At 70.6% G+C, this 22,719-nt stretch carries 29 protein-coding genes and 2 pseudogenes; 15 read left to right on the top strand and 16 right to left on the bottom strand.

All coding sequences use genetic code 11. The features are described 5' to 3' along the window. The first annotated feature begins 19 nt into the window (after positions 1 to 19). Complete coding sequence (locus tag P8627_RS12060) at positions 20 to 1,063, top strand: MBL fold metallo-hydrolase (RefSeq protein ID WP_279964363.1); 1,044 nt, start codon at positions 20 to 22, stop codon at positions 1,061 to 1,063. Between the two features lie 34 nt (positions 1,064 to 1,097). Here P8627_RS12060 and trmB read toward each other — a convergent pair whose 3' ends face one another. The 4 genes from trmB to P8627_RS12040 form a co-directional block, all read right to left on the bottom strand. Further along, positions 1,098 to 1,793, bottom strand: coding sequence for a tRNA (guanine(46)-N(7))-methyltransferase TrmB (gene trmB, locus P8627_RS12055; protein ID WP_279964362.1), 696 nt, complete (start codon positions 1,791 to 1,793; stop codon positions 1,098 to 1,100). A 72-nt stretch (positions 1,794 to 1,865) separates the two neighbouring features. Next, positions 1,866 to 2,939: a 5-(carboxyamino)imidazole ribonucleotide synthase gene (locus tag P8627_RS12050; protein ID WP_279964361.1), complete on the bottom strand. Its 1,074-nt coding sequence runs from the start codon at positions 2,937 to 2,939 to the stop codon at positions 1,866 to 1,868. Between the two features lie 113 nt (positions 2,940 to 3,052). Further along, the gene (gene purE, locus P8627_RS12045; RefSeq protein ID WP_279964360.1) at positions 3,053 to 3,541 is read right to left on the bottom strand and encodes a 5-(carboxyamino)imidazole ribonucleotide mutase; all 489 of its coding nucleotides are present in this window, start codon (positions 3,539 to 3,541) and stop codon (positions 3,053 to 3,055) included. Between the two features lie 7 nt (positions 3,542 to 3,548). Beyond that, positions 3,549 to 3,770 (bottom strand): YdcH family protein, encoded by a 222-nt coding sequence (locus P8627_RS12040; RefSeq protein WP_279964359.1) that lies wholly within the window; start codon positions 3,768 to 3,770, stop codon positions 3,549 to 3,551. A gap of 170 nt (positions 3,771 to 3,940) precedes the next feature. On the opposite strand from P8627_RS12040, the gene P8627_RS12035 reads away from it, so the two are divergent. Together P8627_RS12035 and P8627_RS12030 are read left to right on the top strand one after the other, a co-directional pair. After that, positions 3,941 to 4,399 carry an Hsp20 family protein gene (locus P8627_RS12035; protein ID WP_279964358.1) on the top strand — a complete coding sequence of 153 codons (459 nt, stop codon included), beginning with the start codon at positions 3,941 to 3,943 and terminating at the stop codon, positions 4,397 to 4,399. Further along, positions 4,396 to 4,626, top strand: coding sequence for a DUF1150 family protein (locus tag P8627_RS12030; RefSeq protein ID WP_279964357.1), 231 nt, complete (start codon positions 4,396 to 4,398; stop codon positions 4,624 to 4,626). The genes P8627_RS12035 and P8627_RS12030 overlap by 4 nt, the downstream gene beginning before the upstream one ends. A gap of 72 nt (positions 4,627 to 4,698) precedes the next feature. On the opposite strand, the gene P8627_RS12025 is transcribed toward P8627_RS12030, so the two are convergent. From P8627_RS12025 to trxB, 4 genes and pseudogenes are all read right to left on the bottom strand, one after another. Continuing rightward, the gene (locus P8627_RS12025) at positions 4,699 to 5,073 is read right to left on the bottom strand and encodes a response regulator (protein WP_279964356.1); all 375 of its coding nucleotides are present in this window, start codon (positions 5,071 to 5,073) and stop codon (positions 4,699 to 4,701) included. A 248-nt stretch (positions 5,074 to 5,321) separates the two neighbouring features. Next, a pseudogene (locus P8627_RS12020) lies at positions 5,322 to 7,041 on the bottom strand (bifunctional sulfate adenylyltransferase/adenylylsulfate kinase). 114 nt (positions 7,042 to 7,155) lie between these two features. Further along, entirely contained in the window at positions 7,156 to 7,452 is a 297-nt protein-coding gene (locus P8627_RS12015; RefSeq protein ID WP_279964355.1) for a hypothetical protein, read from the bottom strand. After that, positions 7,449 to 8,468, bottom strand: coding sequence for a thioredoxin-disulfide reductase (gene trxB, locus P8627_RS12010; RefSeq protein WP_279964354.1), 1,020 nt, complete (start codon positions 8,466 to 8,468; stop codon positions 7,449 to 7,451). Before trxB ends, P8627_RS12015 begins: the two co-directional genes overlap by 4 nt. A gap of 187 nt (positions 8,469 to 8,655) precedes the next feature. Here trxB and P8627_RS12005 point away from each other — a divergent pair, with 187 nt between their 5' ends. Continuing rightward, positions 8,656 to 9,156: an Lrp/AsnC family transcriptional regulator gene (locus P8627_RS12005; protein ID WP_279964353.1), complete on the top strand. Its 501-nt coding sequence runs from the start codon at positions 8,656 to 8,658 to the stop codon at positions 9,154 to 9,156. 207 nt (positions 9,157 to 9,363) lie between these two features. Then, positions 9,364 to 9,522, top strand: a complete 159-nt coding sequence (locus P8627_RS12000) for a hypothetical protein (protein ID WP_279964351.1) — start codon at positions 9,364 to 9,366, stop codon at positions 9,520 to 9,522. A gap of 25 nt (positions 9,523 to 9,547) precedes the next feature. Here the strand turns inward: P8627_RS12000 and P8627_RS11995 are convergent. Continuing rightward, positions 9,548 to 10,469, bottom strand: a pseudogene (locus P8627_RS11995) (manganese-dependent inorganic pyrophosphatase). An 82-nt stretch (positions 10,470 to 10,551) separates the two neighbouring features. Here P8627_RS11995 and P8627_RS11990 point away from each other — a divergent pair. Both P8627_RS11990 and P8627_RS11985 read left to right on the top strand, forming a co-directional pair. Continuing rightward, positions 10,552 to 11,199, top strand: a complete 648-nt coding sequence (locus tag P8627_RS11990) for a DUF2161 domain-containing phosphodiesterase (RefSeq protein ID WP_279964350.1) — start codon at positions 10,552 to 10,554, stop codon at positions 11,197 to 11,199. Positions 11,200 to 11,244: 45 nt separating this feature from the next. Continuing rightward, a complete protein-coding gene (locus P8627_RS11985; RefSeq protein ID WP_279964349.1) occupies positions 11,245 to 12,093 on the top strand; it encodes a DMT family transporter in 849 nt (282 codons plus the stop codon). Here the strand turns inward: P8627_RS11985 and P8627_RS11980 are convergent. Further along, the gene (locus P8627_RS11980) at positions 12,063 to 12,518 is read right to left on the bottom strand and encodes an NUDIX hydrolase (protein WP_279964348.1); all 456 of its coding nucleotides are present in this window, start codon (positions 12,516 to 12,518) and stop codon (positions 12,063 to 12,065) included. The genes P8627_RS11985 and P8627_RS11980 overlap by 31 nt on opposite strands. Positions 12,519 to 12,563: 45 nt before the next feature. Between P8627_RS11980 and P8627_RS11975 the strand changes: the two genes are divergently transcribed. After that, on the top strand, positions 12,564 to 13,292 hold the full coding sequence (locus tag P8627_RS11975) for an esterase/lipase family protein (protein WP_279964347.1): 729 nt from the start codon (positions 12,564 to 12,566) through the stop codon (positions 13,290 to 13,292). Here P8627_RS11975 and P8627_RS11970 read toward each other — a convergent pair. Further along, positions 13,289 to 15,448: a tetratricopeptide repeat-containing sulfotransferase family protein gene (locus tag P8627_RS11970; RefSeq protein WP_279964346.1), complete on the bottom strand. Its 2,160-nt coding sequence runs from the start codon at positions 15,446 to 15,448 to the stop codon at positions 13,289 to 13,291. The two genes, P8627_RS11975 and P8627_RS11970, sit on opposite strands and share 4 nt — an antisense overlap. A 142-nt stretch (positions 15,449 to 15,590) precedes the next feature. On the opposite strand from P8627_RS11970, the gene P8627_RS11965 reads away from it, so the two are divergent. Further along, positions 15,591 to 16,349, top strand: a complete 759-nt coding sequence (locus P8627_RS11965; protein WP_279964345.1) for a Hint domain-containing protein — start codon at positions 15,591 to 15,593, stop codon at positions 16,347 to 16,349. A gap of 4 nt (positions 16,350 to 16,353) precedes the next feature. Here the strand turns inward: P8627_RS11965 and P8627_RS11960 are convergent, their stop codons facing one another. The 3 genes from P8627_RS11960 to P8627_RS11950 are packed head-to-tail and all read right to left on the bottom strand — an operon-like array spanning position 16,354 to position 17,636. Continuing rightward, on the bottom strand, positions 16,354 to 16,995 hold the full coding sequence (locus P8627_RS11960) for a DUF1523 family protein (protein WP_279964344.1): 642 nt from the start codon (positions 16,993 to 16,995) through the stop codon (positions 16,354 to 16,356). A 9-nt stretch (positions 16,996 to 17,004) separates the two neighbouring features. Continuing rightward, a complete protein-coding gene (locus P8627_RS11955; protein ID WP_279964343.1) occupies positions 17,005 to 17,271 on the bottom strand; it encodes a hypothetical protein in 267 nt (88 codons plus the stop codon). 53 nt (positions 17,272 to 17,324) lie between these two features. Then, positions 17,325 to 17,636, bottom strand: a complete 312-nt coding sequence (locus tag P8627_RS11950; protein WP_279964342.1) for a hypothetical protein — start codon at positions 17,634 to 17,636, stop codon at positions 17,325 to 17,327. 97 nt (positions 17,637 to 17,733) lie between these two features. Here P8627_RS11950 and P8627_RS11945 point away from each other — a divergent pair, with 97 nt between their 5' ends. Further along, the gene (locus P8627_RS11945; protein ID WP_279967464.1) at positions 17,734 to 19,002 is read left to right on the top strand and encodes an acetylornithine deacetylase/succinyl-diaminopimelate desuccinylase family protein; all 1,269 of its coding nucleotides are present in this window, start codon (positions 17,734 to 17,736) and stop codon (positions 19,000 to 19,002) included. Positions 19,003 to 19,006: 4 nt separating this feature from the next. Here the strand turns inward: P8627_RS11945 and P8627_RS11940 are convergent, their stop codons facing one another. Together P8627_RS11940 and P8627_RS11935 are read right to left on the bottom strand one after the other, a co-directional pair. Then, entirely contained in the window at positions 19,007 to 19,225 is a 219-nt protein-coding gene (locus P8627_RS11940; RefSeq protein WP_279964341.1) for a helix-turn-helix domain-containing protein, read from the bottom strand. Further along, entirely contained in the window at positions 19,225 to 19,761 is a 537-nt protein-coding gene (locus P8627_RS11935) for a DUF2975 domain-containing protein (RefSeq protein ID WP_279964340.1), read from the bottom strand. The genes P8627_RS11940 and P8627_RS11935 overlap by 1 nt, the downstream gene beginning before the upstream one ends. A 265-nt stretch (positions 19,762 to 20,026) precedes the next feature. Between P8627_RS11935 and P8627_RS11930 the strand changes: the two genes are divergently transcribed. The 5 genes from P8627_RS11930 to P8627_RS11910 are packed head-to-tail and all read left to right on the top strand — an operon-like array spanning position 20,027 to position 22,644. After that, on the top strand, positions 20,027 to 20,329 hold the full coding sequence (locus tag P8627_RS11930; protein ID WP_279964338.1) for a hypothetical protein: 303 nt from the start codon (positions 20,027 to 20,029) through the stop codon (positions 20,327 to 20,329). Between the two features lie 25 nt (positions 20,330 to 20,354). Beyond that, positions 20,355 to 20,993, top strand: coding sequence for an endonuclease III domain-containing protein (locus P8627_RS11925; protein WP_279964337.1), 639 nt, complete (start codon positions 20,355 to 20,357; stop codon positions 20,991 to 20,993). 57 nt (positions 20,994 to 21,050) lie between these two features. Next, positions 21,051 to 21,494 (top strand): hypothetical protein, encoded by a 444-nt coding sequence (locus P8627_RS11920; RefSeq protein ID WP_279964336.1) that lies wholly within the window; start codon positions 21,051 to 21,053, stop codon positions 21,492 to 21,494. Continuing rightward, on the top strand, positions 21,491 to 22,066 hold the full coding sequence (locus P8627_RS11915; protein WP_279964334.1) for a hypothetical protein: 576 nt from the start codon (positions 21,491 to 21,493) through the stop codon (positions 22,064 to 22,066). The genes P8627_RS11920 and P8627_RS11915 overlap by 4 nt, the downstream gene beginning before the upstream one ends. Further along, a complete protein-coding gene (locus P8627_RS11910) occupies positions 22,066 to 22,644 on the top strand; it encodes an SCO family protein (protein ID WP_279964333.1) in 579 nt (192 codons plus the stop codon). The genes P8627_RS11915 and P8627_RS11910 overlap by 1 nt, the downstream gene beginning before the upstream one ends. Positions 22,645 to 22,719 lie beyond the last annotated feature (75 nt).

Below are 22,719 nucleotides of genomic sequence, written 5' to 3'. Positions count from 1 at the left end.
CGGGCGCTAAGACGTGGGCATGAGACGTCGCACCTTCCTCGGCCTCGGCGCCCTTCTGGGCATCGGAGCCTGTACCGTTCGCGAGGCCAAGATGGGCAACCGCTACTACGCCGGGCCCCCGTCGGATCATTTCGACGGCACCGAGTTCTTCAACCCCGGCGGCCAGCCGCCGCGCGGCTTCCGCGACCTGCTGCGCTGGCAGATCGCGGGCGACAAGGCCGACTGGCCGGACCGGGTGGGCATCACCCAGGAGAAGCCGGCCGAACGGGTGACGGATCTCCGCGTCACCATGGTGGGTCATGCCACCGTGCTGATCCAGGTCGCGGGGCTGAACCTGCTGACCGATCCGGTCTGGTCACGGCGCGCCAGTCCCTTCAGCTTCGCCGGTCCCGCGCGGGTCACCGCGCCCGGAGTGGCCTTCGCCGACCTGCCGCCGATCGACGCCGTGCTGATGAGCCACAATCACTACGACCACATGGACATCGCCACGCTGCGCCGGCTGCACGAGCGGTTCGCGATGCCCGTGCTGACGCCCCTGGGCAACGACACGATCATGCGCGAGGGCGTGTCCGGGCTCGACGCGCGGGCCGGCGACTGGGGCGAGGTGCTGGCCGTCGACGGCGCGCGGATCCGCCTGCTGCCCTGCCACCACTGGAGCGCGCGGGGCGCGAACGACCGGCGCCACGCGCTCTGGGCCAGCTTCGCGATTGAGACGGCGGCGGGCAAGATCCTGCATATCGGCGACACCGGATTCGACGAAGGCCGGCCCTATGCGGCGGCGGCGGCGCACGGGCCCTTCCGCCTGGCCATCCTGCCCATCGGCGCCTACGCGCCGCGCTGGTTCATGCGGTTCCAGCACCAGAACCCCGAGGAGGCCGTCGCGGGCATGGAGATCGCCGGCGCGCGGCACGTGCTGGCGCATCACTGGGGCACCTTCCAGCTGACCGACGAGGCCCGGGAGGAGCCGCCGGAGCGGCTGCGCGCGGCGCTCGATGCCAAGGGCATCGCCGCGCAGCGGTTCCGCGCGATCCCGCCCGGCGCGGCCTGGGACGTGCCCGCCTAGCGCGCGGCCAGACGCGGTCCGCAGATCCCGGGCGTCAGCCGCGCCGGAAGGTCAGGTAATGCGGGGTGCGGCCTTCGCGGATCGCCTTGGCTTCGTAGCGGGTGCGCGTCCAGTCGGACCAGGGTTCGCGCCAGTCGGCGGGACCCTCGGCCGTCCAGGTGAAGCCGTGGCGGGGCACCTGTTCGAGCGTCTGGCGCACATAATCGGGAATGTCGGTCGCGACGCGCAGCTCGGCCCCCGGGCGCATCACGCGGGCCAAGGGCTCCAGATGCTCGGGCGTGACGAAGCGGCGGCGGTGGTGGCGCGCCTTGGGCCAGGGATCGGGATAGAGCAGGAAGGCCCGGGCAATGCCGGCCTCGGGCAGCACGTCCATCAGGTCGCGCGCATCGCCGGGATGGATGCGGACATTGTCCACCTGCGACTCCCGCAGCTTCGCCAGGAGCTTGGCGACGCCGTCGATATAGGGCTCCGCGCCGATGATGCCGGCCTGCGGGTTCCGTGCGGCCTGGTGGATCATGTGCTCGCCGCCGCCGAAGCCGATCTCCAGCCAGGTCTCGCGGCCTGGAAACAGCGCGTCGAGATCCAGGGGCGTGCGGTCGGGATTGGCGTCCCAGTCGACGGGTCCCGGCGAATAATCCGAGAGGTCGGCCTCGAGCAGGCGGGCGTGGCCGGGCTTCAGATGCTTGCCCTTGCGGCGGCCGTAGAAGTTGCGGTGCGGGCGTTCGGTCATCGGTCGGGGCCGTTTCGTGGGGTCCGGGATCGTGCCCGAAGACCGCGTTTCACGCCCCGGGGCAAGACCGTCTCAGCGTCGGATGCGGTTGACGTGGCCCATCTTGCGGCCCGGGCGGGTCTCGGCCTTGCCGTAGAGATGGATCTGCGTGTCGGGCGCGGCGAGCAGCTCCGGCAGCCGGTCCATGTCGTCGCCGATCAGGTTTTCCATCACCACGTCGACATGGCGCTTGCCGTCGCCCAGCGGCAGGCCGGCCACGGCGCGGATATGCTGCTCGAACTGGTCGACCGCGCAACCCGCCTGCGTCCAGTGGCCCGAATTGTGCACCCGCGGCGCGATCTCGTTCACGAGAAGGCCCGCCGGCGTCACGAAGAGCTCGACCCCCAGCACGCCCACATAGTCGAGCGCGTTGAGGATGCGGCCGGCCAGCAGCGCGGCATCGGTGCGCAGCGCGGGCGAGAGTTCGGCGGGGATGGTGGTGGTTCGCAGGATGCCGCCCTGGTGGACGTTCTCGCCGGGGTCGAAACAGACGACCTCGCCCGAGAGCCCGCGCGCGGCGATGACCGAGACCTCGCGCTCGAAGGCGACGAAGCCTTCCAGGATCGCGTCGGTGCCGGCCATGGCGGCATAGGCGTCGGCGGCCTCGGCCGGATCGACGATGCGCACCTGCCCCTTGCCGTCATAGCCGAGCCGCCGGGTCTTCAAGATCGCAGGGGTGCCCAGCTCCTCGAGCGCGGCCTGCAGCATCGGCAGGTCGGGCACGTCGCGGAACGGCGCGGTGGCGAGGCCGAGGCCCTGCAGGAAGGTCTTCTCGGTCAGCCGGTCCTGGCTGACGGCGAGCGCGTCGAGACCCGGCCGGATCGGCACCGTCTCGGCCAGCAGGTCCAGCGCGGTGGCGGGGACGTTCTCGAATTCGAAGGTGATCACGTCGACATCGGCGGCGAAGGCGCGCAGCGCGGCCTCGTCCGCATAGGGGGCCTGGGTGAGCGCATGGGCCACCTGGCCCGCGGGCGCGGCGCCCGGCTCGTAGATATGCGTCAGGTAGCCCAGCCGGCTGGCTGCGACCGATAGCATCCGGCCGAGCTGTCCGCCGCCGAGGATGCCGATGGTCGATCCGGGGGGCAGCGGCGTGGAACGGTCGGACATCGGGGACCCCTTCGGGCTTGCGGTGGCGGGCGGGAGCGAGGGGCCGGCCCCTCGCGCTCCCCGGAGTATTGAAGGACCCGTGATGGGGAAAGGGGGTGCGGCGGGCGGCGAGCCTATTCCGGCGTCTCGGGGATCGAGGCGGAGAGCGCCGCGCGCCAGTCGTCGAGCCGCTGCGCCAGTGCCGCATCGGACAGCGCGAGGATGCCCGCCGCCATCAGCCCGGCATTGGCCGCGCCCGCCGCACCGATGGCCATTGTGGCGACCGGGAAGCCACGGGGCATCTGCACGATGGAGTAGAGCGAATCGACCCCGGACAGTGCCTTGGTCTGCACCGGCACGCCGATCACCGGCAGCCGCGTCTTCGACGCCATCATGCCGGGCAGATGCGCCGCGCCGCCCGCGCCGGCGATGATGACCTTGAGCCCGCGATCCGCGGCGCCGCGCCCGTATTCCCAGAGCCGGTCGGGCGTGCGGTGGGCCGAGACGATGCGCGCCTCGTGGGGCACGTGCAGCGCGTCGAGGATCTCGGCGGCGGCCTGCATGGTGGCCCAGTCGGATTGCGAGCCCATGATCAGGCCCACGGCGGGGGTGGCGTCGGTCATGGCGATCTCAGGCGATGATGTCGGGGGTCAGCTCGTCCTCGATCCGCGCGATGCGGTCCTTAAGGCTGAGTTTCTGCAGTTTCAGCCGCTTGATCAGCAGCATGTCCGGCGCGGGACGCTCCTCGACCGCCTGGATGGCCGCGTCGAGATCGCGGTGATCCTGGCGCAGCACCTCCAGCTTCACGCGCAGCACGTCCTCATGCGTCATCTGGTCGGGGGGCTTGGTCATCCGGCGCGCGGTCCCAGGTCGGTGCGGGTCTGGCCGGGTCCTACACCGTCCGCGGGCGTCAAGCCAATGGTCTTGCAGCCCGGCCGGCCCGACCCCACATCTTGTGTATCCCCCGATGCCGCTCACGGGTCGGGGTCCATATCGGATCGCTTGAGGACGAGGACCCGACCATGACCAAGCCGACCTTCGGCACGCATCCCTTCCTGCTGGGCTTCGACCAGCTCGAACGGCTGGTGGAGCGCACCGCGCGCACCGGCAACGACGGCTACCCGCCCTACAACATCGAACAGACGGGCGAGAGCGGGTTTCGCATCACGCTCGCCGTGGCGGGCTTCTCGGACGAGGACCTGTCGATCACGCTGAAAGACCGCCAGCTGGTGATCCGGGGCCGCAGCCGCGAAGAGGAGGGCCGCACCTACCTGCATCGCGGCATCGCCTCGCGGCAGTTCCAGCGCGCCTTCGTGCTGGCCGAGGGCGTCGAGGTGGCGGGTGCGACACTGGAGACCGGGCTTCTGCATGTCGATCTGCAACGATCGCAGCCCCAGAACGTTGTCCAGACGATCCGCATCGAAACCGGCCGCGCCAGCCCCGCCCGGCGCGCCCCGACCCGCGAAAGGAACGACCGATGACCCTTCAGGAGATGATGAACGGCAAGACGGGCTCGCTGGTCTACGTGCGGAAGGTCGATATCGAGGACCTCCCCGACGCCGTGGCCGAGGAGGCGCGCGAGGGCGGGCTGGACGAGCTCTACGCGCTGCACCGCGCCGATGGCGAGCAGGTGGCGCTGGTGGGCGACCGCGGCCTGGCCTTCTCGCTGGCGCGGCAGAACGATCTGGAGCCGGTCAGCGTGCACTGACGGACTCTTCCATGCTCGGACGAAACAAGGCGCCCCGCGGGGCGCCTTTTTCATTTTCAGGTCTTTGGAGGCTCAGGTCGCGGGCTGCCCTTTCCGGCGGACCATGCGGGCGAGCATCGGACCGAAGCTGTCGACATCGGCCGGTTTGGGCAGAACCTTGACTTCTTCCCCGTAGCGACGGCGCAGCGTGTCGAGATCCGCGCGGCCGGTGTGGAAGATGAACGGGACGCCTTGCTCCTTCAGGCGGTCGGCCAGCGGGAAGACCGGTTCGCCGCAGAGATCGACATCAAGCACGGCGGCGTCGGCCGCGTCGCAATCGGCGAGAGCCGAAGAGACGGAGGAATAGGGCCCGACGATATCGGCGCCGTGGTCTTCCAGTGTCATGGAGACCTCCATCGCGAGGAGCGCTTCGTCCTCCACGATCAGGATATTCAGGTCGTTCAGCATCTTGCGGTCCAGCGGCGCGCGGCGCCGATCCCTCTGTTTCTGTCTGCGGCCGGCCGGGTCTGGTCGGCGGCCCTCGTGCGGGTTGGGGACCCAGATGGCCCCGGCGGAGAACCGCCCATTCGGTATTGCAACACAAAAATGCTTCCAGAGTTCCGCGCGACGCAACGGAAAAGCGTAACCGCAGCATGAATGCGGCATCGCGGCGGAATCAGGGATATGGCGAAGGCGGCGGATCGGGCCCTGGCGGGTCAGGCCTTGATGAGCCCCATCGCCTCGAGCTTGAGCAGGACCTGCTGGGCGCAGTTGTCGACCTCGAACCCCTCGGTGTCCACGACCAGTTCGGCCGCCACGGGGGCCTCGTAGGGATCGGAGATGCCTGTGAATTCGGGGATCTTGCCCTCGCGCGCGAGCTTGTAGAGGCCCTTGCGGTCGCGGCGCTCGCATTCCTCGAGCGAGGTGGCGACATGGACTTCGACGAAGGCGCCATAGTCCTCGACCATCTCGCGCACCGCGCGGCGGGTCGCGGTGTAGGGGGCGATCGGCGCGCAGATGGCGATGCCGCCGTTCTTGGTTATCTCGGAGGCGACATAGCCAATGCGGCGGATGTTGATGTCGCGATGCTCCTTCGAGAAGCCCAGCTCGCTCGACAGGTGCTTGCGGACCACGTCGCCGTCGAGAAGCGTGACGGGTCGGCCGCCCATCTCCATCAGCTTGACCATGATCGCGTTGGCGATGGTCGACTTGCCCGATCCCGAAAGGCCGGTGAAGAAGACGGTGAAGCCCTGCTGCGAGCGCGGCGGCGAGGTGCGGCGCAGTTCGGCCACGACCTCGGGGAAGGAGAACCATTCCGGGATCTCGAGCCCCTCGCGCAGGCGGCGGCGCAGCTCGGTGCCCGAGATATTGAGGATGGTGACGGCGTCGCGGTCCTCGATCTCGTCTGCGGGCTCGTATTGGGCGCGCTCCTGCACGTAGACCATGTGCTTGAAGTCGACCATCTCGAGGCCGATCTCGTCCTCGTGCTTCCAGGAACAGCTCCTGCGCGTCGTAGGGGCCGTAGAAATCCTCGCCGTGGCTGTTCTTGCCGGGACCCGCGTGGTCGCGGCCGACGATCATATGCGTGCAGCCGTGGTTGCGGCGGATGATGCCGTGCCAGACCGCCTCGCGCGGGCCGGCCATGCGCATCGCGAGGTTCAGGAGCGACATCGTGGTGGTCGAGGCGGGATACTTGTCCTGCACCGCCTCGTAGCAGCGCACGCGGGTGAAGTGATCGACATCGCCGGGCTTGGTCATGCCGACGACCGGGTGGATCAGCAGGTTGGCCTGCGCCTCGCGCGCGGCGCGGAAGGTCAGCTCCTGGTGCGCGCGGTGCAGCGGGTTGCGCGTCTGGAAGGCGACGATGCGGCGCCAGCCCAGCTTGCGAAAGTAGGCGCGCAGCTCGTTGGGCGTGTCGCGGCGCGAGCGGAAATCGTAATGCACCGGCGGCTGGATGCCGGTGATGGCACCACCCAAATAGACCGGGCCGGCGACGTTATGCAGGTAGTTCACCGCCGGATGCGCCAGGTCGTCGGCGCCGTAGACGCTCGCGGCCTCGCGCGCCTTGTCGGGGCTCCACTTGTCGGTGATCGACAGGATGGCGAGGATCACGCCCTCGGCATCGCGCAGCGCGATGTCCTGGCCTTCCTCGATGGTGGCGGCGAATTTCTCGGACACGTCGAGGGTGATCGGCATCGGCCAGAGCGTGCCGTCCGCGAGCCGCATCTCCTCGACCACGCGGTCGTAATCGGCCTGGCCCAGGAAGCCCTTGAGCGGGTTGAACCCGCCGTTCATCAGAAGCTCCAGATCGCAGACCTGGCGGGGCGTCATGTCCCAGCTGGGCAGCTCCGCCGCCTCGTGCTTGAGCTTTTGCGCGCTCTCATAGCTGACGAAAAGCTCGGGGATCGGCGCAAGGTTCGGGGCGCTATAGGACATCGGTCAAATCCTTGGGGCGGGCAATGCGGGTCCCTGCGCGTCTCGCCCCTCAATCTGACGATTTCAAGACATATCGGCGCGTTCGGCGCCCCGGGCGGCGGGGTTCGGCCGCGATCAGGTCAGGTAGGGCGCGAAGCAGGCCGCCTGGTCGGCATCCACGGGCCCCCGCCCGGTGACGACGGCCAGCGCGGCGGCGGCGCGGGCGTCGGACGGGTCGCGCGCCAGCGCGGCGCGCAGCGGGGCCGGGTCGCCTTGGCGGATCGCGTCGACGAGCGGCCCGTCGCGCACCGGATCGGGCGCGGGACAGACCCCGCCATCCGAGGCCGACATGCGCGCCACCGCGGGCGCGTCGGCGGCACCGCCGCAGCCCGCGAGCGACGCGATGGCCAGCAGGGCCGCCGCGCGCCTCATTCGGCGGGCTCGTCCACCGGCGCGCCGTAGCCGCCGATCGGTCCTTGCGACTGGTCCTGCTCGATCTCGCTGTCGAGGCCGTGCTCGGCGAGGAAGCGCTCGGCCTCCAGCGCGGCCATGCAGCCCATTCCGGCGCTGGTCACCGCCTGCCGGTAGATGTGGTCGGTCAGGTCGCCCGCGGCGAAGACGCCGGGGATGCTGGTCGCCGTCGAGTCGGGCTTGGTCACCACGTAGCCGCCATTGTGCAGCTCCAGCCAGTCGGTCACCAACTCGGACGCGGGCGCGTGGCCGATGGCGACGAAGAAGCCATGGACGGCGATCTCGCGCGGGGCGCCGGTCTCGCGATGCTTGAGGCGCAGCCCCTCGACGCCGCGCGGCTGGTCGGAGCCCAGCACCTCGTCGACCTCGTGATCCCAGATCACCTCGATCTTGGGGTTCTTGAACAGCCGGTCCTGCAGGATCTTCTCGGCGCGCAGGCTGTCGCGGCGGTGGATCAGCGTGACCTTGGAGGCGAAATTGGTCAGGAACAGCGCCTCCTCGACGGCGGTGTTGCCGCCGCCCACGACCGCGACCTCCTTGCCGCGGTAGAAGAAGCCGTCGCAGGTCGCGCAGGCCGAGACGCCGAAGCCCTTGAAATGTTCCTCGCTTGGCAGGCCCAGCCATTTCGCCTGCGCCCCGGTGGCGAGGATCAGCGCGTCGCAGCTATAGATCGTGCCCGACTCGCCTTTGGCGGTGAAGGGCCGCTTCGAGAGATCGAGCGCGGCGATGTGGTCGCCCACGATCTCGGTGCCGACGGCCTTCGCATGGGCCTCCATCCGGACCATCAGGTCGGGGCCCTGGACCTCGGTATCGCCGGGCCAGTTCTCGACCTCGGTGGTGATGGTGAGCTGGCCGCCCGGCTGGATACCCTGCACGAGGACCGGCTCCAGCATGGCGCGGCTGGCATAGACGGCGGCGGTGTAGCCGGCGGGCCCCGAGCCGATGATCAGGACCTTCGAATGGCGCGTGTCGGACATGGGATCCCTCCTGCTCTGGGGTTCCGATATAGGGGGCGCGACGGGGCGAGGGAAACCCCCGCAAAGGCCGGCCCGGGCGCGGCGGATCGCGCGATGCTCGCGCAAGATTGCTGCGCTATTGCGAAACAATCTTGCGCTCGGGGCGCCGTCATGAAACAAATCCGCACCCGACCAGCGCGAGGTTTCCATGCCGGCCAGCAAGCTCGACCCGATCGACCGCCAGATTCTCTCCGAATTGCAGGCCGACGGGCGGATGACGAATGTCGAGCTGGCCCGCCGGGTCGGGATCAGCGCGCCGCCCTGCCTGCGCCGCGTGCGCGCGCTCGAGGAACAGGGCCTGATCCAAGGCTATCATGCCGATGTGAACGCCCGCGCGCTTGGCTTCGAGGTGCAGGTCTTCGCGATGGTCTCGCTCGCCCGGCAGTCGGAAAGCGACCTGTCGGCCTTCGAGACGCGCTGCCGCGAATGGCCGCTGGTCCGTGAATGCCACATGCTCAACGGCGAGATCGATTTCATCCTGAAATGCGTGGCCCCCGACTTGTCGACCTTTCAGTCCTTCCTGACGGGCGAGCTGACGGCGGCCGACAACGTGGCCTCGGTCAAGACGTCGCTGGTGATCCGCGGCGCGAAGGACGTGCCGGGGGTGCCCTTCGACGTGCTCGAGGCGCGGCTGGCCCGGGAGGCCTGAGTCGCGCCGGGCAGGTTTGGCTCGCGCAGGATTCGGCCGGACAGGCGTGGGCGGCACCGGCTTTGGCGCCGCAGGGGAAACGGTTCCTTCGAATTTGTCTAAACGTCACCGGACCGGCGCGTATGGGGCATGGGCCGTGCCCTGATCATGACACATTACTGAGGCAATTATGCCTGAAATGCCCGTCACTGCTTTCAGGAGTCTGCGATGAACATCTGCGTTACGATCGGCGGCATTCCCCGCTGCACGACGACCTTCCTGCGCAACATCCACGACCATGGCGGTGTGGGAACCGAGGTCTTCGTCGCGCTGACCCTCCTCTTCATTGCGACGATCGGTCTCTTCGTCTTCCGCAACCCGGGCTGATCGCCCGGGCGCGTGGGGGCGCGTCTCACATCTTCAGTACGGGGATGATCTGCTTCTTGCGGCTCATCACCCCCGGCAGGACGACGCGGTCGGCGGTGACCGCGACGCCGAAGCTGGCCTCGGCCAGCCGGCGCACGATGTCGTTCTGCACCAGCAGCGTCGCTTCCTCGTTGAGGATGTCGACGACGAAGAGGAGGACGTGGTCGACCCCGTCCTCGGCCGCGACCCCGGGCATCGCCGCCATCAGCGCCTCGGCGCGGGCCAGCACCATCTCGGGGGCCGTCGTCTCCAGCACGGAGACCCGGAACTTGACGCCCTCGACCTCGTAGGCCTTCGAGATCCATGCGCAGAAGCTCCGCCTCGGAGAAGGCGGAGACGTCGGACTTCGCGGCGAACATCCGGCCCGCCAGCTCGCCGATATCGACGCCAAGGTCACCGGCCAAGCGCTCGGCTACGGCGCGGTCGTGATCGGTGGTGGTGGGCGAGCGGAATTCGAGCGTGTCCGACAGGATCGCCGTCAGCATGGCCCCGCGGATGCCTTCCGGCGCGGTCGAGACCGCCTGCCCCATAAGGTCGTACATGATGGTCGCGGTGCAGGCCATCGGCCGGATGGTGATGTCGATCGGGCCCTTCGTCTCCAGCCCGCCGGCGAGCTTGTGATGGTCGATGATCTGGCGGATGTCGGCGCCGCCGATGCCCTCGGGCAGCTCGGCGGGATTGTTGGTGTCGACCACGACGACGGCCTGCCCCTCGGCCACGTCCGCGACGATCTCGGGGCGGTCGAGGCCCCAGCGCTCCAGCATGAAGGCGGCCTCGGTGTTGGGCTCGCCCAGCAGGACGGGCCGGGCGTCCTGGCCCAGAACCTCGGTCATGTACCAGGCCCAGACGATGGGGCTTGCCGTCGAGTCGGTGTCGGGGGACTTGTGGCCGAAGACGAGGGTGGTCATGGGGCGTTCCGTGCTTGAGTAGGGATCGGGGCGGCCCTTAGCCTGAGCGGCGGGCAATGTCACGGGGACGTCACGGGGACCCATGCGCGAGACCGATCTCTACCCGCCGGTGAAGGCGCTTCTGGAGGCCCAGGGCTACGCCGTGAAGGGCGAGATCGGCGCGGCCGACGTGGTCGCGCTGCGCGGCGCGGAGCCGCCGGTGATCGTCGAGCTGAAGACCGGCTTTAGCCTGGCGCTGATCCACCAGGGGATCGCCCGGCAGGCGGTGACGCCGCATGTCTACCTGGCCGTGCCGGACCCCGCGGGGCGGCGCGGGCTGGTCGCGCTGCGCGCCAACCTCAAGCTCGCCCGGCGGCTGGCGCTGGGCGTGCTGACCGTGCGGCTGCGCGACGGGCATGTGACCGCGCATTGCGACCCCGGCCCCTTCCGCCCGCGCCTGACCGCCAAGCCGCGCGAGCGGCTGCTGCGGGCCTTCGCCGCTCGCGGCCCCGACAGCGAGGCGGGCGGCGGGCCGGCGCGCGCGGGGCGGATCACCGCCTATCGCCGCGACGCGATCACGCTGGCCGCCCATCTGGCACGGGCGGGCCCCTGCCGGGGCCGGGACGCGCGGGATGCCACCGGGGTGCCGCAGGCGACGCGCATCCTGCGCGACAACCATTACGGCTGGTTCGAGCGGACGGGGCCGGGCGTCTATGCGCTGAGCGTGGCGGGGCGCGCGGCGCTGGACTGATCGCCGCGATTGCGCCCCGCCCGCGGAGCGGTCACGAAGGCGGCCATGTCGACCGTCCTCCTGACCGCGCTGGCGATGACGCTGCTGGCCGCGAATTCCCTTCTGACCCGGGCGGGGGTTCTGGACGGCACCGATCCGCTCGCCTTCGCCGCGATCCGTGTCGGCGCGGGCGCGCTGGTCCTCTGGGCGCTGGCCGCGCGGCGCGGAATCGGGCTGCGCGGCGCGCGGCGCTGGGGCGCGGCGATCGCGCTGGTGGTCTATCTGCTTGGGTTCAGCCTGGCCTATCGCAGCCTCGACGCGGGCCTCGGCGCGCTGATCCTGTTCGCGACGGTGCAGCTGGGGCTCTTCGCAACGGGCCTCGCGCGCGGCGAGGGCGCGGGGCCCGCGCGGCTCGCGGGCATGGGTCTCGCGCTCGCAGGGCTGGTCTGGCTGCTGGCACCGGGCGCTGGCCCCGCGGCCCCGGTGGATGTCGCGCTGATGATCGTCGCCGGGCTGGGCTGGGCCGCCTACAGCTTCGCCGGCAAATACGAGCCGCGCCCGCTGGCCGGGACGGCGGGGAACTTCCTGCTGGCCGCGGGGCTTTTCGCGCTGGCCGCGCCGCTCTGGTGGGGCGCGCCGGTCACGGCTGCCGGCGCCGGGCTGGCCGCCGCCTCGGGCGCGGTGGCGTCGGGGCTGGGCTATGCGCTCCTCTTCCGCGTTCTGCCCCGCATGGGGCTAGCGACGGCCGGGCTGGCGCAGCTCTCGGTGCCGGTGATCGCGATGCTGGGCGGCGCGCTGCTCCTGGCCGAGATCCCCTCGCCCCGCGCGCTCGCCGCCGCGCTGCTGGTCCTGGCGGGCATCGCCCTGGCGACCGGCGCGGGCGCTCAGCGCACGATGCGCTCCAACGGGTCGTAACGGGGGGCGCCCCCGTCCTCCCAGGCCACCGCGGGCAGCGAGAGCGGCCGGAACTGCAGCGCCACCATCTCGTCGCGGGCGACCCAGCGGCGGCGGGTGACGATGCCTTCCGGATCCTGCCAATCGGCGTCGAGTTCGCCGCGCCGCAGACGGCACCGGAAGAACACCTCGACCTGGTGCCAGTCGCGTTCGGGATCGTGGAACTCGTTGACCAGACAGGGCGCGTCGACGCGCACCTCCAGACCCGTTTCCTCGCGCACCTCGCGAACCAGCGTTGCGGGCAGGCCCTCATGCGCCTCCGCTCCGCCGCCCGGCGCGCACCAGAGCGCGCTGTCCACCTCGGGCGGATAGGCGTTGACCAGCAGGAGCCGGTCGCGATGGACCAGCACGGCGCGCGCGGCGAGGCGGATGGGGCGGGACGGCATGCGCCCCTCCTAGCCCGCGCCCCGGCGGCGCACTAGATGGATGGGATGATTCGTCTCGCCCTCGCCCTTCTCGCCCTCGCCCTGCCCGCCTCGGCGCAGACCCAGCCGGAATGCGTGGTCCTGCTACACGGCCTGGCGCGCAGCGACGCGTCGCTCCTGGTGATGGAGGAGGCGCTGCGCGCCGAGGGCTACCAGGTCGTGAACCGCGACTATCCCTCGACCGAGGGGGATATCCCCACGCTCGCCCGCGCCGCCATCCCGCGGTCGATTGCCGAATGCGAGGGCGCGCCGCAGATCCATTTCGTGACGCATTCCATGGGTGGCATCCTGCTGCGCCAGTGGCGCGCCTCGCAGACCCACGAGCGGCTGGGCCGCACGGTGATGCTGGCGCCGCCGAACCAGGGCTCGGAGCTGGTCGATGCGCTGGGCGACCTGGCGCCGTTCGCATGGATGAACGGCCCCGCCGGCATGCAGCTCGGAACCGCCGGCCTGCCCGCGGAGCTGGGTCCCGTCTGGCCCGGCGTGGGCGTGATCGCGGGCACGCGCAGCCTGTCGCCGATCTATTCGGCGATCCTGCCGGGCGAGGATGACGGCAAGGTCTCGGTCGCATCGACCAAGGTCGCGGGGATGGACGATTTCATCGCCCTTCCGGTCACGCATACCTTCATCATGAACTCGCCCCTCGTGATCGGCGAGGTGCTGGCCTTCCTGCGGACGGGCCGGTTCGACCCCGATCTCGACCTGGGCGACGTGATCGATACCTTCACCGACTAGCCGGCGATCTCGGCCTCCTCGGGCGGAAGCAGGCCGCGCTTCTCCAGCGCCTCGATCAGCGGCTTCAGATGCGCCTCGTGCTTGCGCCAGCCGCCCTGCGACGTCTTGTAGAGCGGCTGCCGCACCTGCGCGAAGCTGAGCGTCTTCACCTTCTCCGCCTTCTCGTGGAAGGACAGGACCGCCGGATCCCATTCCAGCTCGCAGAACTCCAAAAGCGCACGGGCCTGGCCCTCGGGATCGGCCAGAAGCGCCTCGTAATGGATCTCGTGGAAGGCGCCGGCCGGCAGGACGTCGCGCCAGAAATCGACGGCGCGGCGGAACATGCCGTAATTCTCGGCGATGCCCTCCCACGAGGCCGCGAAGCGCTGCGTACCATCGCGGAAATGGTTGCGCCATTGCGACAGGCCGGAGTCCCGCGGGTCGCGGTGGACGACCACGATCTTCGATTTGGGCAGGATCTCGCGGACCAGTCCCAGCGCCTGGAAGGTCGAGATCGACTTGTCGGTGATCCGGCGGGTTTCCTCCGGAGCGTTGATCGCCGCGCGGGCCGCCAGATCATAGGCGTTGCCCGCGTCCGTGAGCTCGCCCGAACTTGCCGGGACGCCCGCGGCGAGGCTTTTCTCCAGCTCGGTTGTGACCGGTCCCAGAACCCCCAGCTCGCCGCCCGCGACGACCGCCGGATGCGTCGAGATGATGGTCTCGACGAGGGTGGTGCCCGAGCGCGGCACGCCCGTGACGAAGATCGGCGCCGCTTCGGAGGCGCTGGTGGCGCCCGCGGCGACCGAAGCCTTCAGCGTGTTCCATTGCGGTCCGAACCGGCGGCTCAGGGTCATCCTGCGGTGTTCGGGATTGTCCGGGAAGGCCTTGTCCATCGAGGCGTTGGCCTGCTCGAGGTGGTGGAACGAGACGGCCGGGTCCGCCTTCTCGAAGACGCGGCCCAGCGCGTAATGCAGGAGCCGACGATCGGCTTCCGGCAGGTCGGGCAGCTCCAGCGTGCGTTGCATCTGGCCGACCACCTCGTCATCGGGCGAGAGCCGCGCGCCGTAGGCGAGGGCCCGGTAGCTGGCGCCGCTCTTCGGGCTGAGCCTGATCGCCGCGCGGTAGCCGGCCTCGGCCTCCTCGCGCCGCCCGAGCACCTGGCAGAGCGACGCGCGCGCCGCATGCGCCTCCGCGTTCTCGGGATCGGCGGCCAGCAGGCGGTCGTAGATGGCGAGCGCCTCCAGGTCGCGCCCCGCGCCGGCGAGGGCCTGGGCGATCGAGATGTCCCGGCCCGGCGCGTCCGGGGCGCGGCGTTCCGCCAGCGCCAGCGCGTCGCCCGGACGGCCGCTTTCCGTCGCGGCCTCGATGGCGAGGCGCAGCACGACGTCGCGGTCGGGCTGCAACTCGAGGATGCGGTCGATGATCGGCACGGCTTTTCGGTGCTGGTTCGCCTTCTCCAGCGTGCGCACGTAGATGAGCTGCGCATCGGCGTCGGCCGGCGCGGTGTGGGCGGCGCGGCGCGCCTCGGCCACGGCCTCGAGCGTCTCGCCCCCGAGGGCCAGCGCGCGGACCAGCGCGAGGCGCAGATCGTTGGCATAAGGCTCCAGTTTCAGGCCGCGGCGGAACGCGTCGCAGGCCTGCGGGCCGCAGCCCATATCCATGCGCGCCTGACCCAGCATGCCCCAGATCACCGCACCCTGCCCGCGCTTGAGGATCGCCGTGGCCAGCCGTTCGATCCCCGCGAAATCGCGCTTGGCGCCCAGTTGGGCGAGGGTCTGAAGCTCGGCCTTGGTCGCGGCGCCGGTGCCGATCGCACGGGGCCCCGTGCCGGAGGCCGCGCCCTGGATCATCTGGACCAGCGCCGCGGGCAGGCCCTCCCGCTTGGCGCGCTTGACGACGGCGCCGCCGCGGCGCTTGCGGCTTTCGAAGATCGCCAGCTCGATCCAGATCACGGCCTGTCTCGGCGCGAGCTCCAGCGCGCGGTCGAAGGCGCTGCGGGCGGGAAAATCCTCGTCGAGCTCGGCATTGGCGCGAGCGAGCTGCAGCCAGTATTCGGGATCGTCCGGGTTGCTGTCGCGATAGGGTTCGAGAACCGAGGCGGCGGCGCGGGGCGCTTCCAGTTCCATGGCCTGGCGGGCCTGAACGAGCGTCTGGGACAGGGGAGGCAATGCGGTCATGCGAGGCGCTTAGCACGGCCCGGATGCGAGGTGAACGGGGACGGGAAACCCTTTGTTTCGATCCGCGCGGTTGATCGCGAGGGCCCGATCGGCGGATAAGGTCAGGCGCGGTGGGGGCCGCCATTGCCAGGACGACCTCGTCATGACTGCTTATCAGCGGCTTCCGTCCGCCCCCTACAGCCCCGTCCCCGACGGCGCCCATGCGCGCGCGGACGCCGATGTCCCGACCATTTCCTTCGAGCTGGCCTGGCTCGATCACCGCGGCGTGGCGCAGTGGGACCGACGGCGGCTGCCGGACACGCCGGAACTGGCGGGGGCGGTGGCCAGCCTGGCGCGCGGGGCGATCCTGCGCGGCGCGAACGGCCCGATCGCGATCGAGGATCTGATGCCCGGCGACCGCGTCGCCACGCGCGGCGGCGGCACGGCGCAGATCGACTGGATCGGCACCCGCAGCTTCGGGCCGCAGGGCGAGCGTCCGCTGTTCTACCGCGTCGCGGCCCACGCGCTGGGCGCGGCGGGACCCGAGACGGATGTCCTTTTGGGCGCCCAGGCACATGTGCTGATCGCCAACAAGACCTGTCACGAACTGGTCGGCAGCCCGATGGCCTTCGCCCCGATCGCCGCCTTCGAGGACGGCCATTCGATCGCCCCGGTCGTGCCGCCGGGCGAGGTGTCGGTCTACGGCATCGCCTGCGCCGGTCAGGAGGCCGTGCTGGTCTCGGGTATGCCGGTCGAAAGCTATCACCCGGCCCGGGCCACCGGGCGGGCGCTGAACCGCGCGGTCCTGGCCTCGATGGCGCAGCTTTTCCCGCAGATCGGACAAGGCGCGGGCTTCGGCCCGCCGCGCATTCCCTATCTCAGCCTGGCCGAGGCGCAGGGCCTGTCGCTGCGCAGACTCTGATCGGTCAGCCGCCGAAGAACCCGCCGAAGAAGCGCCGGATCCCGCGCCGCTTGCGCGACACCGCCTCGCCCGCGTCGTCCCACGCCTCGCCCGCATCCTCGAGCAGCGGGTCGATCCGGTTGCGGCGGAAGCGCCGGATGCGGACGCCGACGCCCCAGGCCAGCGCGGCCAGCAGGGTCAGTACCACGATATTGAACCACGGGATGAGCCGCACGTCCGGCCCATCCACGACCCGCACGCCGACGGCATTGGGAAAGATCGACAGGAATTCGGATCGCCAGCCGTAATGCGTCAGCGCCACCCAGACCGGATCGCCGGAGGTGGACACCAGGTCGCGCGCCTCGGTCTGCAGGTTCGAGCTGTCGAGCTTGAAATAGGGCGGCCAGCCCCAGCCCGTGTCCTCGTTGCGGTAAACCGAGGGGCGACCACTGGGGCGCACCGCCTCGATGAAGCGCACGTCGCGGTTCACCGCGCCCGCGCTGCCGGCGTCCGGTGCGGCCCAGAAGATCGAGTTCTCGCCGAAATCGACGCGGCGGACATCGGTGTTCACGATCCGCACGATGTCGCGGTCGGGCAGCGTGTAATGCAGGAAGCCCGCGACGATGGCGAGGACCAGGACGGTCGGGATCCATTTGAGCCAGCGCATGCGGGAGCCTCAGGCGTAATTGACGTAATAGACGAGCCCGACCACCACCGTGATCGGGATCACGTAGACGCCCCAGATCAACTTGCGGCGCAGGCTGCCCTGGTAGTCGCGCAATCCGTTGGCCACGTAGGTGTGCTGCGGCAGGGGCGGGCGCTCGGCCTCCCATTCGGCCTCCAGACGGTCCTTCTCGCCCGCGCGCAGATACAGGACCAGCGCCCAGTAGATCACCGTAAGCGCGATCAGCAGCATCACCGTCAGTCGCAATAGCGCAAGCATCGTCTCTCCCTCTTCGCGCGCAGCCTAGCGGCTCGGGCGCGGGGCCGCGACCCTCACCATGTCGCCCGCGTCCAGTGCCGCGGGCGGTTGGCCAGCGACAGCACCATGACCGGCGCCCAGACAAGCGCGCTGCGCGCGGCCAGAAGCGCGAAATACCACGGCGCCTCGGCCCAGACCGCCGCCCGCGCCGGTCCATAGGCCAGCGCGAAGAGCCCGCCCGCCAGCACCAGAAGCACAACGGCCGAGATCGCGCCATTGGCCACGAGCCAGCCCGCGCCCTCCGGCAGGACGCGCGAGACGGCCCAGGGGACGGCCCAGCCAAGGCCGCCGAGCAGGACGAGCGGCAGGATCACGGTCACCAACATGTCCCCGCAGATAGGCATGCCCCTGCCCCCGCGCCAGACCGGGCTGGCCCCGCGCCCGCTTTCGCCCCATCAAGGCGGCACGGATGACGGAGGGGCCATGGACCGGCTGATGCAGGAGATCGAGCGCCGCGAGGGCGACCTGGTCGCGCTGACCCAGGCGCTGGTCAGGATCCCGACGCTGAACCCGCCGGGCCGGCATTACCGCGAAATCTGCGACCTCGTGGGCCAGCGCCTCGGCGGGCGCGGCTGGGAGGTGCAGATGGTCCGCGCCGAGGGCGCGCTTGGCGATTCGGACTGCTATCCGCGCTGGAACGTGATTTGCCGGCTGGAGGGCACGCGCCCGGGCGAATGCGTTCATTTCAACTCGCATCACGACGTCGTCGCGGTGGGCGAGGGCTGGACGCGCGACCCCTTCGGCGGCGAGCTGGCCGAGGGCCGTGTCTGGGGCCGCGGAGCCTGCGACATGAAGGGCGGGCTCGCCACCTCAATCGTCGCGGCCGAAGCCTTCGCGCGGCTGCGCCCGGATTTCCGCGGCGCCATCGAGATCAGCGCCACGGCGGACGAGGAATCGGGCGGCTTCGGCGGCGTGGCGCATCTGGCGGAGCAGGGCTTCTTTGACCCCGCGCGGGTGCAGCACGTCATCATCCCCGAACCGCTCAACAAGGACCGCATCTGCCTGGGCCATCGCGGTGTCTGGTGGGCCGAGATCGAGACCAAGGGCCGGATCGCGCATGGCTCGATGCCGTTCCTCGGCGATTGCGCGGTCCGTCACATGGGCGCCGTCATCGACGAGATGGAGCGCACGCTCTTCCCGCTGCTGGCCGGCCGCCGCACCGCGATGCCGGTGGTGCCCGAGGGCGCGCGGCAATCGACGCTGAACCTCAACGCCATCCATGGCGGCGAGCCGGTGCAGGAGGCGGGCTATACCGGCCTGCCCTCGGCCTGCGTGCCCGACCGCTGCGTGCTGACCATCGACCGCCGGTTCCTGGCCGAGGAAGACATCGCCGCGGTGAAATCGGAAGTGACCGCGATGATGGAGCGGGTGCGCGCGGCGCGGCCCGGCTTCCGCTACGAGATCCGCGACCTCTTCGAGGTCATGCCGTCGATGACCGCCGAGGACGCGCCGGTGGTGCGCACCGTGCAGGACGCCGTGCAGCGCGTGATGGGCCGAAGCGCCGAATTCGTCGTCAGCCCCGGCACCTACGACCAGAAGCATATCGACCGGATCGGGCGGCTGAAGAATTGCATCGCCTACGGGCCGGGCATCCTGGACCTCGCGCATCAGCCGGACGAATGGATTGGCGTGCAGGACATGGTCGAGGCCGGGCAGGTCATGGCGCTGTCGCTTGAGACGCTTCTGGGGTGAAGCGCTAGGGTCGCACCTCGTCGGGGTGCCATTCCAGAAGGTCGCCGGGCTGGCAGTCGAGCGCTTCGCAGATGGCGGCGAGCGTGGCGAAACGCACCCCCTTCACCTTGCCGGATTTCAGCAGCGACAGGTTAGCTTCGGTGATGCCCACGCGCGCGGCGAGGTCGCGGCCGCTCATCTTGCGGCGCGCCATCATCACGTCCAGCGTCACGGTAATGGCCATCAGACGAAGGCCGCGTTCTCGCGCGCGAGGCGGCCCGCCTCCTCCAGCACGCGGCCCAGCGTCAGGAGCAGGAGACCGCCGCCGAAGACCCAGAGATCGGCCGAGGACAGCTCGATCGCGACCGAGCCGCGGCCTTGCGACCACCCCACCAGCAGGTCGAAGCCGGGCCGCGCCAGAAAGCCCAGCGCCGCCGCCCAGAGCAGGGCGTGGCCCGCGCGGGCGAGGTGGCGCGCGGCGGCGGGCTCGAACACCCGGCCGCGCAGGAAGGCGGTGCTCAGGCGGAACAGCGCGGTGGCGGCGACGAGCGGCGGGACCAGCAGCGCGAGGGCGAGCGCGATCGCCGCCCAGCGCAAGCGGCCGTCGGGCAGATGCGCGAGGGGCCAGCCATCGCCCAGCGACACGACGAGCTCGGGCCGGGCCAGCAGGATCGCGGCGAGGGCCACGAGCGTCAGGGCCATCACCGCGCAGATCGCCTGCAGGGCGCGGACGAGCGCGCGGGTGTTGCCGGAGAGACGATGCGGATCGGATCGCGACATTGCCGGGCCCCCATTGCTTTCTGTAAAACAATAACGAATCGTTCTTTTACAGGAAACCTATCATGCGCCTTCTCGGCTGTCTCGTTCTCGCGCTGGTGACCGCCTGCACCGCCCCGCGCGAGGAGGCGGCCCGGCGTCTTGACCCGCGCGCCGCCGACTGGGCGGGCCTGCGCGTCTTCCTGACCCTGCCCGCGGGGCTAACCCCCGCGCCCGGGATGCCCGTGCTGGCGGCACGGGTCCGCTCGGCCGTGCCCCGCCCCGCAGCGTGGTCGCGCCGCTCGTCCCGGTGCCCGATCCGCGCGGCGACGATGCCTTCGCCATCGCCCGCGCCGCTCTGTCGGATCTGCGCGGGATCGCGGAGAGCATCGCCGCGGCGCGGGGGCCGGGCACGGCTGCGGTGACGATCCGGATCGAGACCTGCGGCACCGGGACGGCCGGGGCGGCGGACGGGTTTTCGGTCGCGCTGGCGGCACCGTCAGACGCCCGACCGCTTCCCCTGGTCCGGTCGGGCGCGGCGGCATCCGCCGCGGTGCAACTGCGCCCGGGCGCGGACGCCGCCTGTCCCTGAGCCCCGCGCGCCCTACCCTCGCCCCATGCTGGATGCGCCCGAGATCCTCGAGATGATGACACGGCTGCGCGCCGCCTATCCGGATGCGCGCCTGCCGCGGTCGAAGGGCGGGCGCGATCCGTTCCGCTCGGTCGTGTCCTGCATGCTTTCGGCGCAATCGCTCGACCGGAACACCGCCGCGGCCTCCAAAGCGCTCTTCGCGCTGGCCGACACGCCGGAGGGCATCCTGGCGCTGGAGGACGCGCAGATCGTGGCGGCGATCAAGCCCTGCGGGCTCTACAACGTGAAGGCGCGCAATCTGCGCAAGATGTGCCGGGCGATGCTTGACGAGCATGGCGGCACCGTCCCGCGCGATCGCAAGGGCCTGATGAGCCTGCCCGGCGTGGGCCGCAAATGCGCCGATATCGTGCTGAGTTTCACCTTCGGCGAGGCCGTGGTGGCCGTCGACACCCATGTCCACCGCGTCTGCAACCGCACGGGCCTCGCGCAGGGCCGGACCGAGGCGCAGACCGCCGCGTCGCTGGAGGACCGGATCCCCGACGCGTTCCGCCGCGACGGACACCTTCTGATCCTGACCCATGGCAAGCGCGTCTGCCGCGCGCGCAGCCCCCGCTGCGACGAATGCATCCTCGCAGATCTCTGCGAAACGCTCCGCGAAACGTGAATTGCGCAAAGCGGGCGACGCAGCGTCAACTGGCCCCGACCCAACCCGGAGGCCCCCATGCGAACCGCCCTTGCCCTCATCCTCCTGGCCGCGCCGCTGCAGGCGCAGGCGCAGGAGCGCGCGCAGATCACCGGCGAAGTGATCGACACCTGGTGCTATTTCTCGGGCGTGATGGGCGGGCCCGACGCGGTCGTCGGATCGGCGCATCACACCTGCGCGCTCTGGTGCAGCGCGGGCGGCATCCCGGTGGGGCTGCTGGCGCCGGACGGCACGGTCTACATGGTGCTGAAGATGGAAGGCGACGCGGTCTCGGCGGGTGGCGACACGAACCTGCATATCGCGTCGCACACGATCGAGGCCGACGGCATGGTCTATCGCCGCGACGGCATGAACTACATCGTCGTCGAGACGATCACCGCCGACCGCGACATCGTGAACGCCACGCACGAGGATTTCGGGGTGATCCCCGGCTTCGCCATTCCCGAGGAGGCGGCGCAATGATCCGGTCCCTTCCTTCCGTCGCGGCGCTCGCCGCCATCGCGCTGGCCCTGCCCGCCGCGGCGCAGGATTTCTCCGAAGGGTCGGAGGCCCGGGAATGGGGTCTCTATGCCGAGACGCCCGCCCGCTTCACCGCCGAGGTGATCGACCCGCTTTGCGAGCTGACCGGTGATTGCACCGAAGCCTGCGGTGGGGGCGCGCGGCAGGTCGTGCTGCGACGGCTGGCCGACGATGCCTGGGTCTTTCCGCTGAAGAACGGCCAGCCCGCCTTCAACGGTGCGGTGGCCGATGTGCAGCCCTATTGCGGGCAGACGGTCGAGGTGGACGGCCTCTTGATCGACGATCCCGAGATCGGCGCGACCAGCGTGTACCTCGTCCAGCGCATCCGCCCCGAGGGCGGCGAATGGCGGCGCGCGAACCTCTGGACCGACGACTGGGCGGCGAAGCATCCCGAGGCGGCGGGCGATGGCCCGTGGTTCCGGCGCGACCCGCGCGTGCTCTCGGAGATCGAGCGCGAGGGCTATCTGGGCCTCGGCGCCGAGGCCGATGCCGCCTTCATCGCGGACTGGTTCTGATGCGGCTCGCGCTGGCCTTCGCGGCCCTGGCCCTGCCCGCCGCCGCGCAGCAGGCGACAGTGGAGGCCGCCCTGCCCGACACCGCCTTCCCCACCGATTTCGGCGGCGAATACGCGCTGGTGGACCATCACGGCCAGCCCCGCGACCACACCGATCCGGACGGCCGCATCCAGCTCATCTTCTTCGGCTACGCCAATTGCCAGGCGATCTGCACGGTGGCGCTGCCGATCATGGCCGAGATGACGGCGGCACTGGCTGCGAACGGCATTGCGGTCGCGCCGCTGGTCATCACCGTCGATCCCGCGCGCGACACCGTCGAGACGATGGGCCCCGCGCTGGCGCGGCATGCGCCGGGCCTGACCGGCCTGACGGGGTCCGAGGCGGAGCTGGCCCGCGCCCGCGCCGCCTTCCATGTCGAACGCACGGCCCTGTTCGAGGAACCGCTGGGCGGCACGGTCTATGCCCATGGCTCGCATATCTTCGTGATGGATGGCGATGGCGGCTTCCTGACGCTGCTGCCCCCGATCCTGTCGACCGAGCGCATGGTCGAGATCGTCGCGGGCTACGCCGCCGGCTGATCCCTGCCGCAGCGGCCCGCTTGCCCCTCGCATGGCCCGCGCCCTATCGTGGCGCGACCACCGGGAGGGAGACCC

It is taken from the genome of Jannaschia sp. GRR-S6-38 (genome assembly GCF_029853695.1).
Taxonomy (GTDB): domain Bacteria; phylum Pseudomonadota; class Alphaproteobacteria; order Rhodobacterales; family Rhodobacteraceae; genus Jannaschia; species Jannaschia ovalis.
This window is presented reverse-complemented; position numbering and strand designations above follow the sequence as displayed.

Excerpts from the sequence above, each read along its gene's own strand:
- P8627_RS12060 (WP_279964363.1), top strand. The coding sequence starts at position 20 with ATGAGACGTCGCACCTTCCTCGGCCTCGGCGCCCTTCTGGGCATCGGA.
- trmB (WP_279964362.1), bottom strand. The coding sequence starts at position 1,793 with ATGACCGAACGCCCGCACCGCAACTTCTACGGCCGCCGCAAGGGCAAG.
- P8627_RS12050 (WP_279964361.1), bottom strand. The coding sequence starts at position 2,939 with ATGTCCGACCGTTCCACGCCGCTGCCCCCCGGATCGACCATCGGCATC.
- purE (WP_279964360.1), bottom strand. The coding sequence starts at position 3,541 with ATGACCGACGCCACCCCCGCCGTGGGCCTGATCATGGGCTCGCAATCC.
- P8627_RS12040 (WP_279964359.1), bottom strand. The coding sequence starts at position 3,770 with ATGACCAAGCCCCCCGACCAGATGACGCATGAGGACGTGCTGCGCGTG.
- P8627_RS12035 (WP_279964358.1), top strand. The coding sequence starts at position 3,941 with ATGACCAAGCCGACCTTCGGCACGCATCCCTTCCTGCTGGGCTTCGAC.
- P8627_RS12030 (WP_279964357.1), top strand. The coding sequence starts at position 4,396 with ATGACCCTTCAGGAGATGATGAACGGCAAGACGGGCTCGCTGGTCTAC.
- P8627_RS12025 (WP_279964356.1), bottom strand. The coding sequence starts at position 5,073 with ATGCTGAACGACCTGAATATCCTGATCGTGGAGGACGAAGCGCTCCTC.
- P8627_RS12015 (WP_279964355.1), bottom strand. The coding sequence starts at position 7,452 with ATGAGGCGCGCGGCGGCCCTGCTGGCCATCGCGTCGCTCGCGGGCTGC.
- trxB (WP_279964354.1), bottom strand. The coding sequence starts at position 8,468 with ATGTCCGACACGCGCCATTCGAAGGTCCTGATCATCGGCTCGGGGCCC.
- P8627_RS12005 (WP_279964353.1), top strand. The coding sequence starts at position 8,656 with ATGCCGGCCAGCAAGCTCGACCCGATCGACCGCCAGATTCTCTCCGAA.
- P8627_RS12000 (WP_279964351.1), top strand. The coding sequence starts at position 9,364 with ATGAACATCTGCGTTACGATCGGCGGCATTCCCCGCTGCACGACGACC.
- P8627_RS11990 (WP_279964350.1), top strand. The coding sequence starts at position 10,552 with ATGCGCGAGACCGATCTCTACCCGCCGGTGAAGGCGCTTCTGGAGGCC.
- P8627_RS11985 (WP_279964349.1), top strand. The coding sequence starts at position 11,245 with ATGTCGACCGTCCTCCTGACCGCGCTGGCGATGACGCTGCTGGCCGCG.
- P8627_RS11980 (WP_279964348.1), bottom strand. The coding sequence starts at position 12,518 with ATGCCGTCCCGCCCCATCCGCCTCGCCGCGCGCGCCGTGCTGGTCCAT.
- P8627_RS11975 (WP_279964347.1), top strand. The coding sequence starts at position 12,564 with ATGATTCGTCTCGCCCTCGCCCTTCTCGCCCTCGCCCTGCCCGCCTCG.
- P8627_RS11970 (WP_279964346.1), bottom strand. The coding sequence starts at position 15,448 with ATGACCGCATTGCCTCCCCTGTCCCAGACGCTCGTTCAGGCCCGCCAG.
- P8627_RS11965 (WP_279964345.1), top strand. The coding sequence starts at position 15,591 with ATGACTGCTTATCAGCGGCTTCCGTCCGCCCCCTACAGCCCCGTCCCC.
- P8627_RS11960 (WP_279964344.1), bottom strand. The coding sequence starts at position 16,995 with ATGCGCTGGCTCAAATGGATCCCGACCGTCCTGGTCCTCGCCATCGTC.
- P8627_RS11955 (WP_279964343.1), bottom strand. The coding sequence starts at position 17,271 with ATGCTTGCGCTATTGCGACTGACGGTGATGCTGCTGATCGCGCTTACG.
- P8627_RS11950 (WP_279964342.1), bottom strand. The coding sequence starts at position 17,636 with ATGTTGGTGACCGTGATCCTGCCGCTCGTCCTGCTCGGCGGCCTTGGC.
- P8627_RS11945 (WP_279967464.1), top strand. The coding sequence starts at position 17,734 with ATGGACCGGCTGATGCAGGAGATCGAGCGCCGCGAGGGCGACCTGGTC.
- P8627_RS11940 (WP_279964341.1), bottom strand. The coding sequence starts at position 19,225 with ATGGCCATTACCGTGACGCTGGACGTGATGATGGCGCGCCGCAAGATG.
- P8627_RS11935 (WP_279964340.1), bottom strand. The coding sequence starts at position 19,761 with ATGTCGCGATCCGATCCGCATCGTCTCTCCGGCAACACCCGCGCGCTC.
- P8627_RS11925 (WP_279964337.1), top strand. The coding sequence starts at position 20,355 with ATGCTGGATGCGCCCGAGATCCTCGAGATGATGACACGGCTGCGCGCC.
- P8627_RS11920 (WP_279964336.1), top strand. The coding sequence starts at position 21,051 with ATGCGAACCGCCCTTGCCCTCATCCTCCTGGCCGCGCCGCTGCAGGCG.
- P8627_RS11915 (WP_279964334.1), top strand. The coding sequence starts at position 21,491 with ATGATCCGGTCCCTTCCTTCCGTCGCGGCGCTCGCCGCCATCGCGCTG.
- P8627_RS11910 (WP_279964333.1), top strand. The coding sequence starts at position 22,066 with ATGCGGCTCGCGCTGGCCTTCGCGGCCCTGGCCCTGCCCGCCGCCGCG.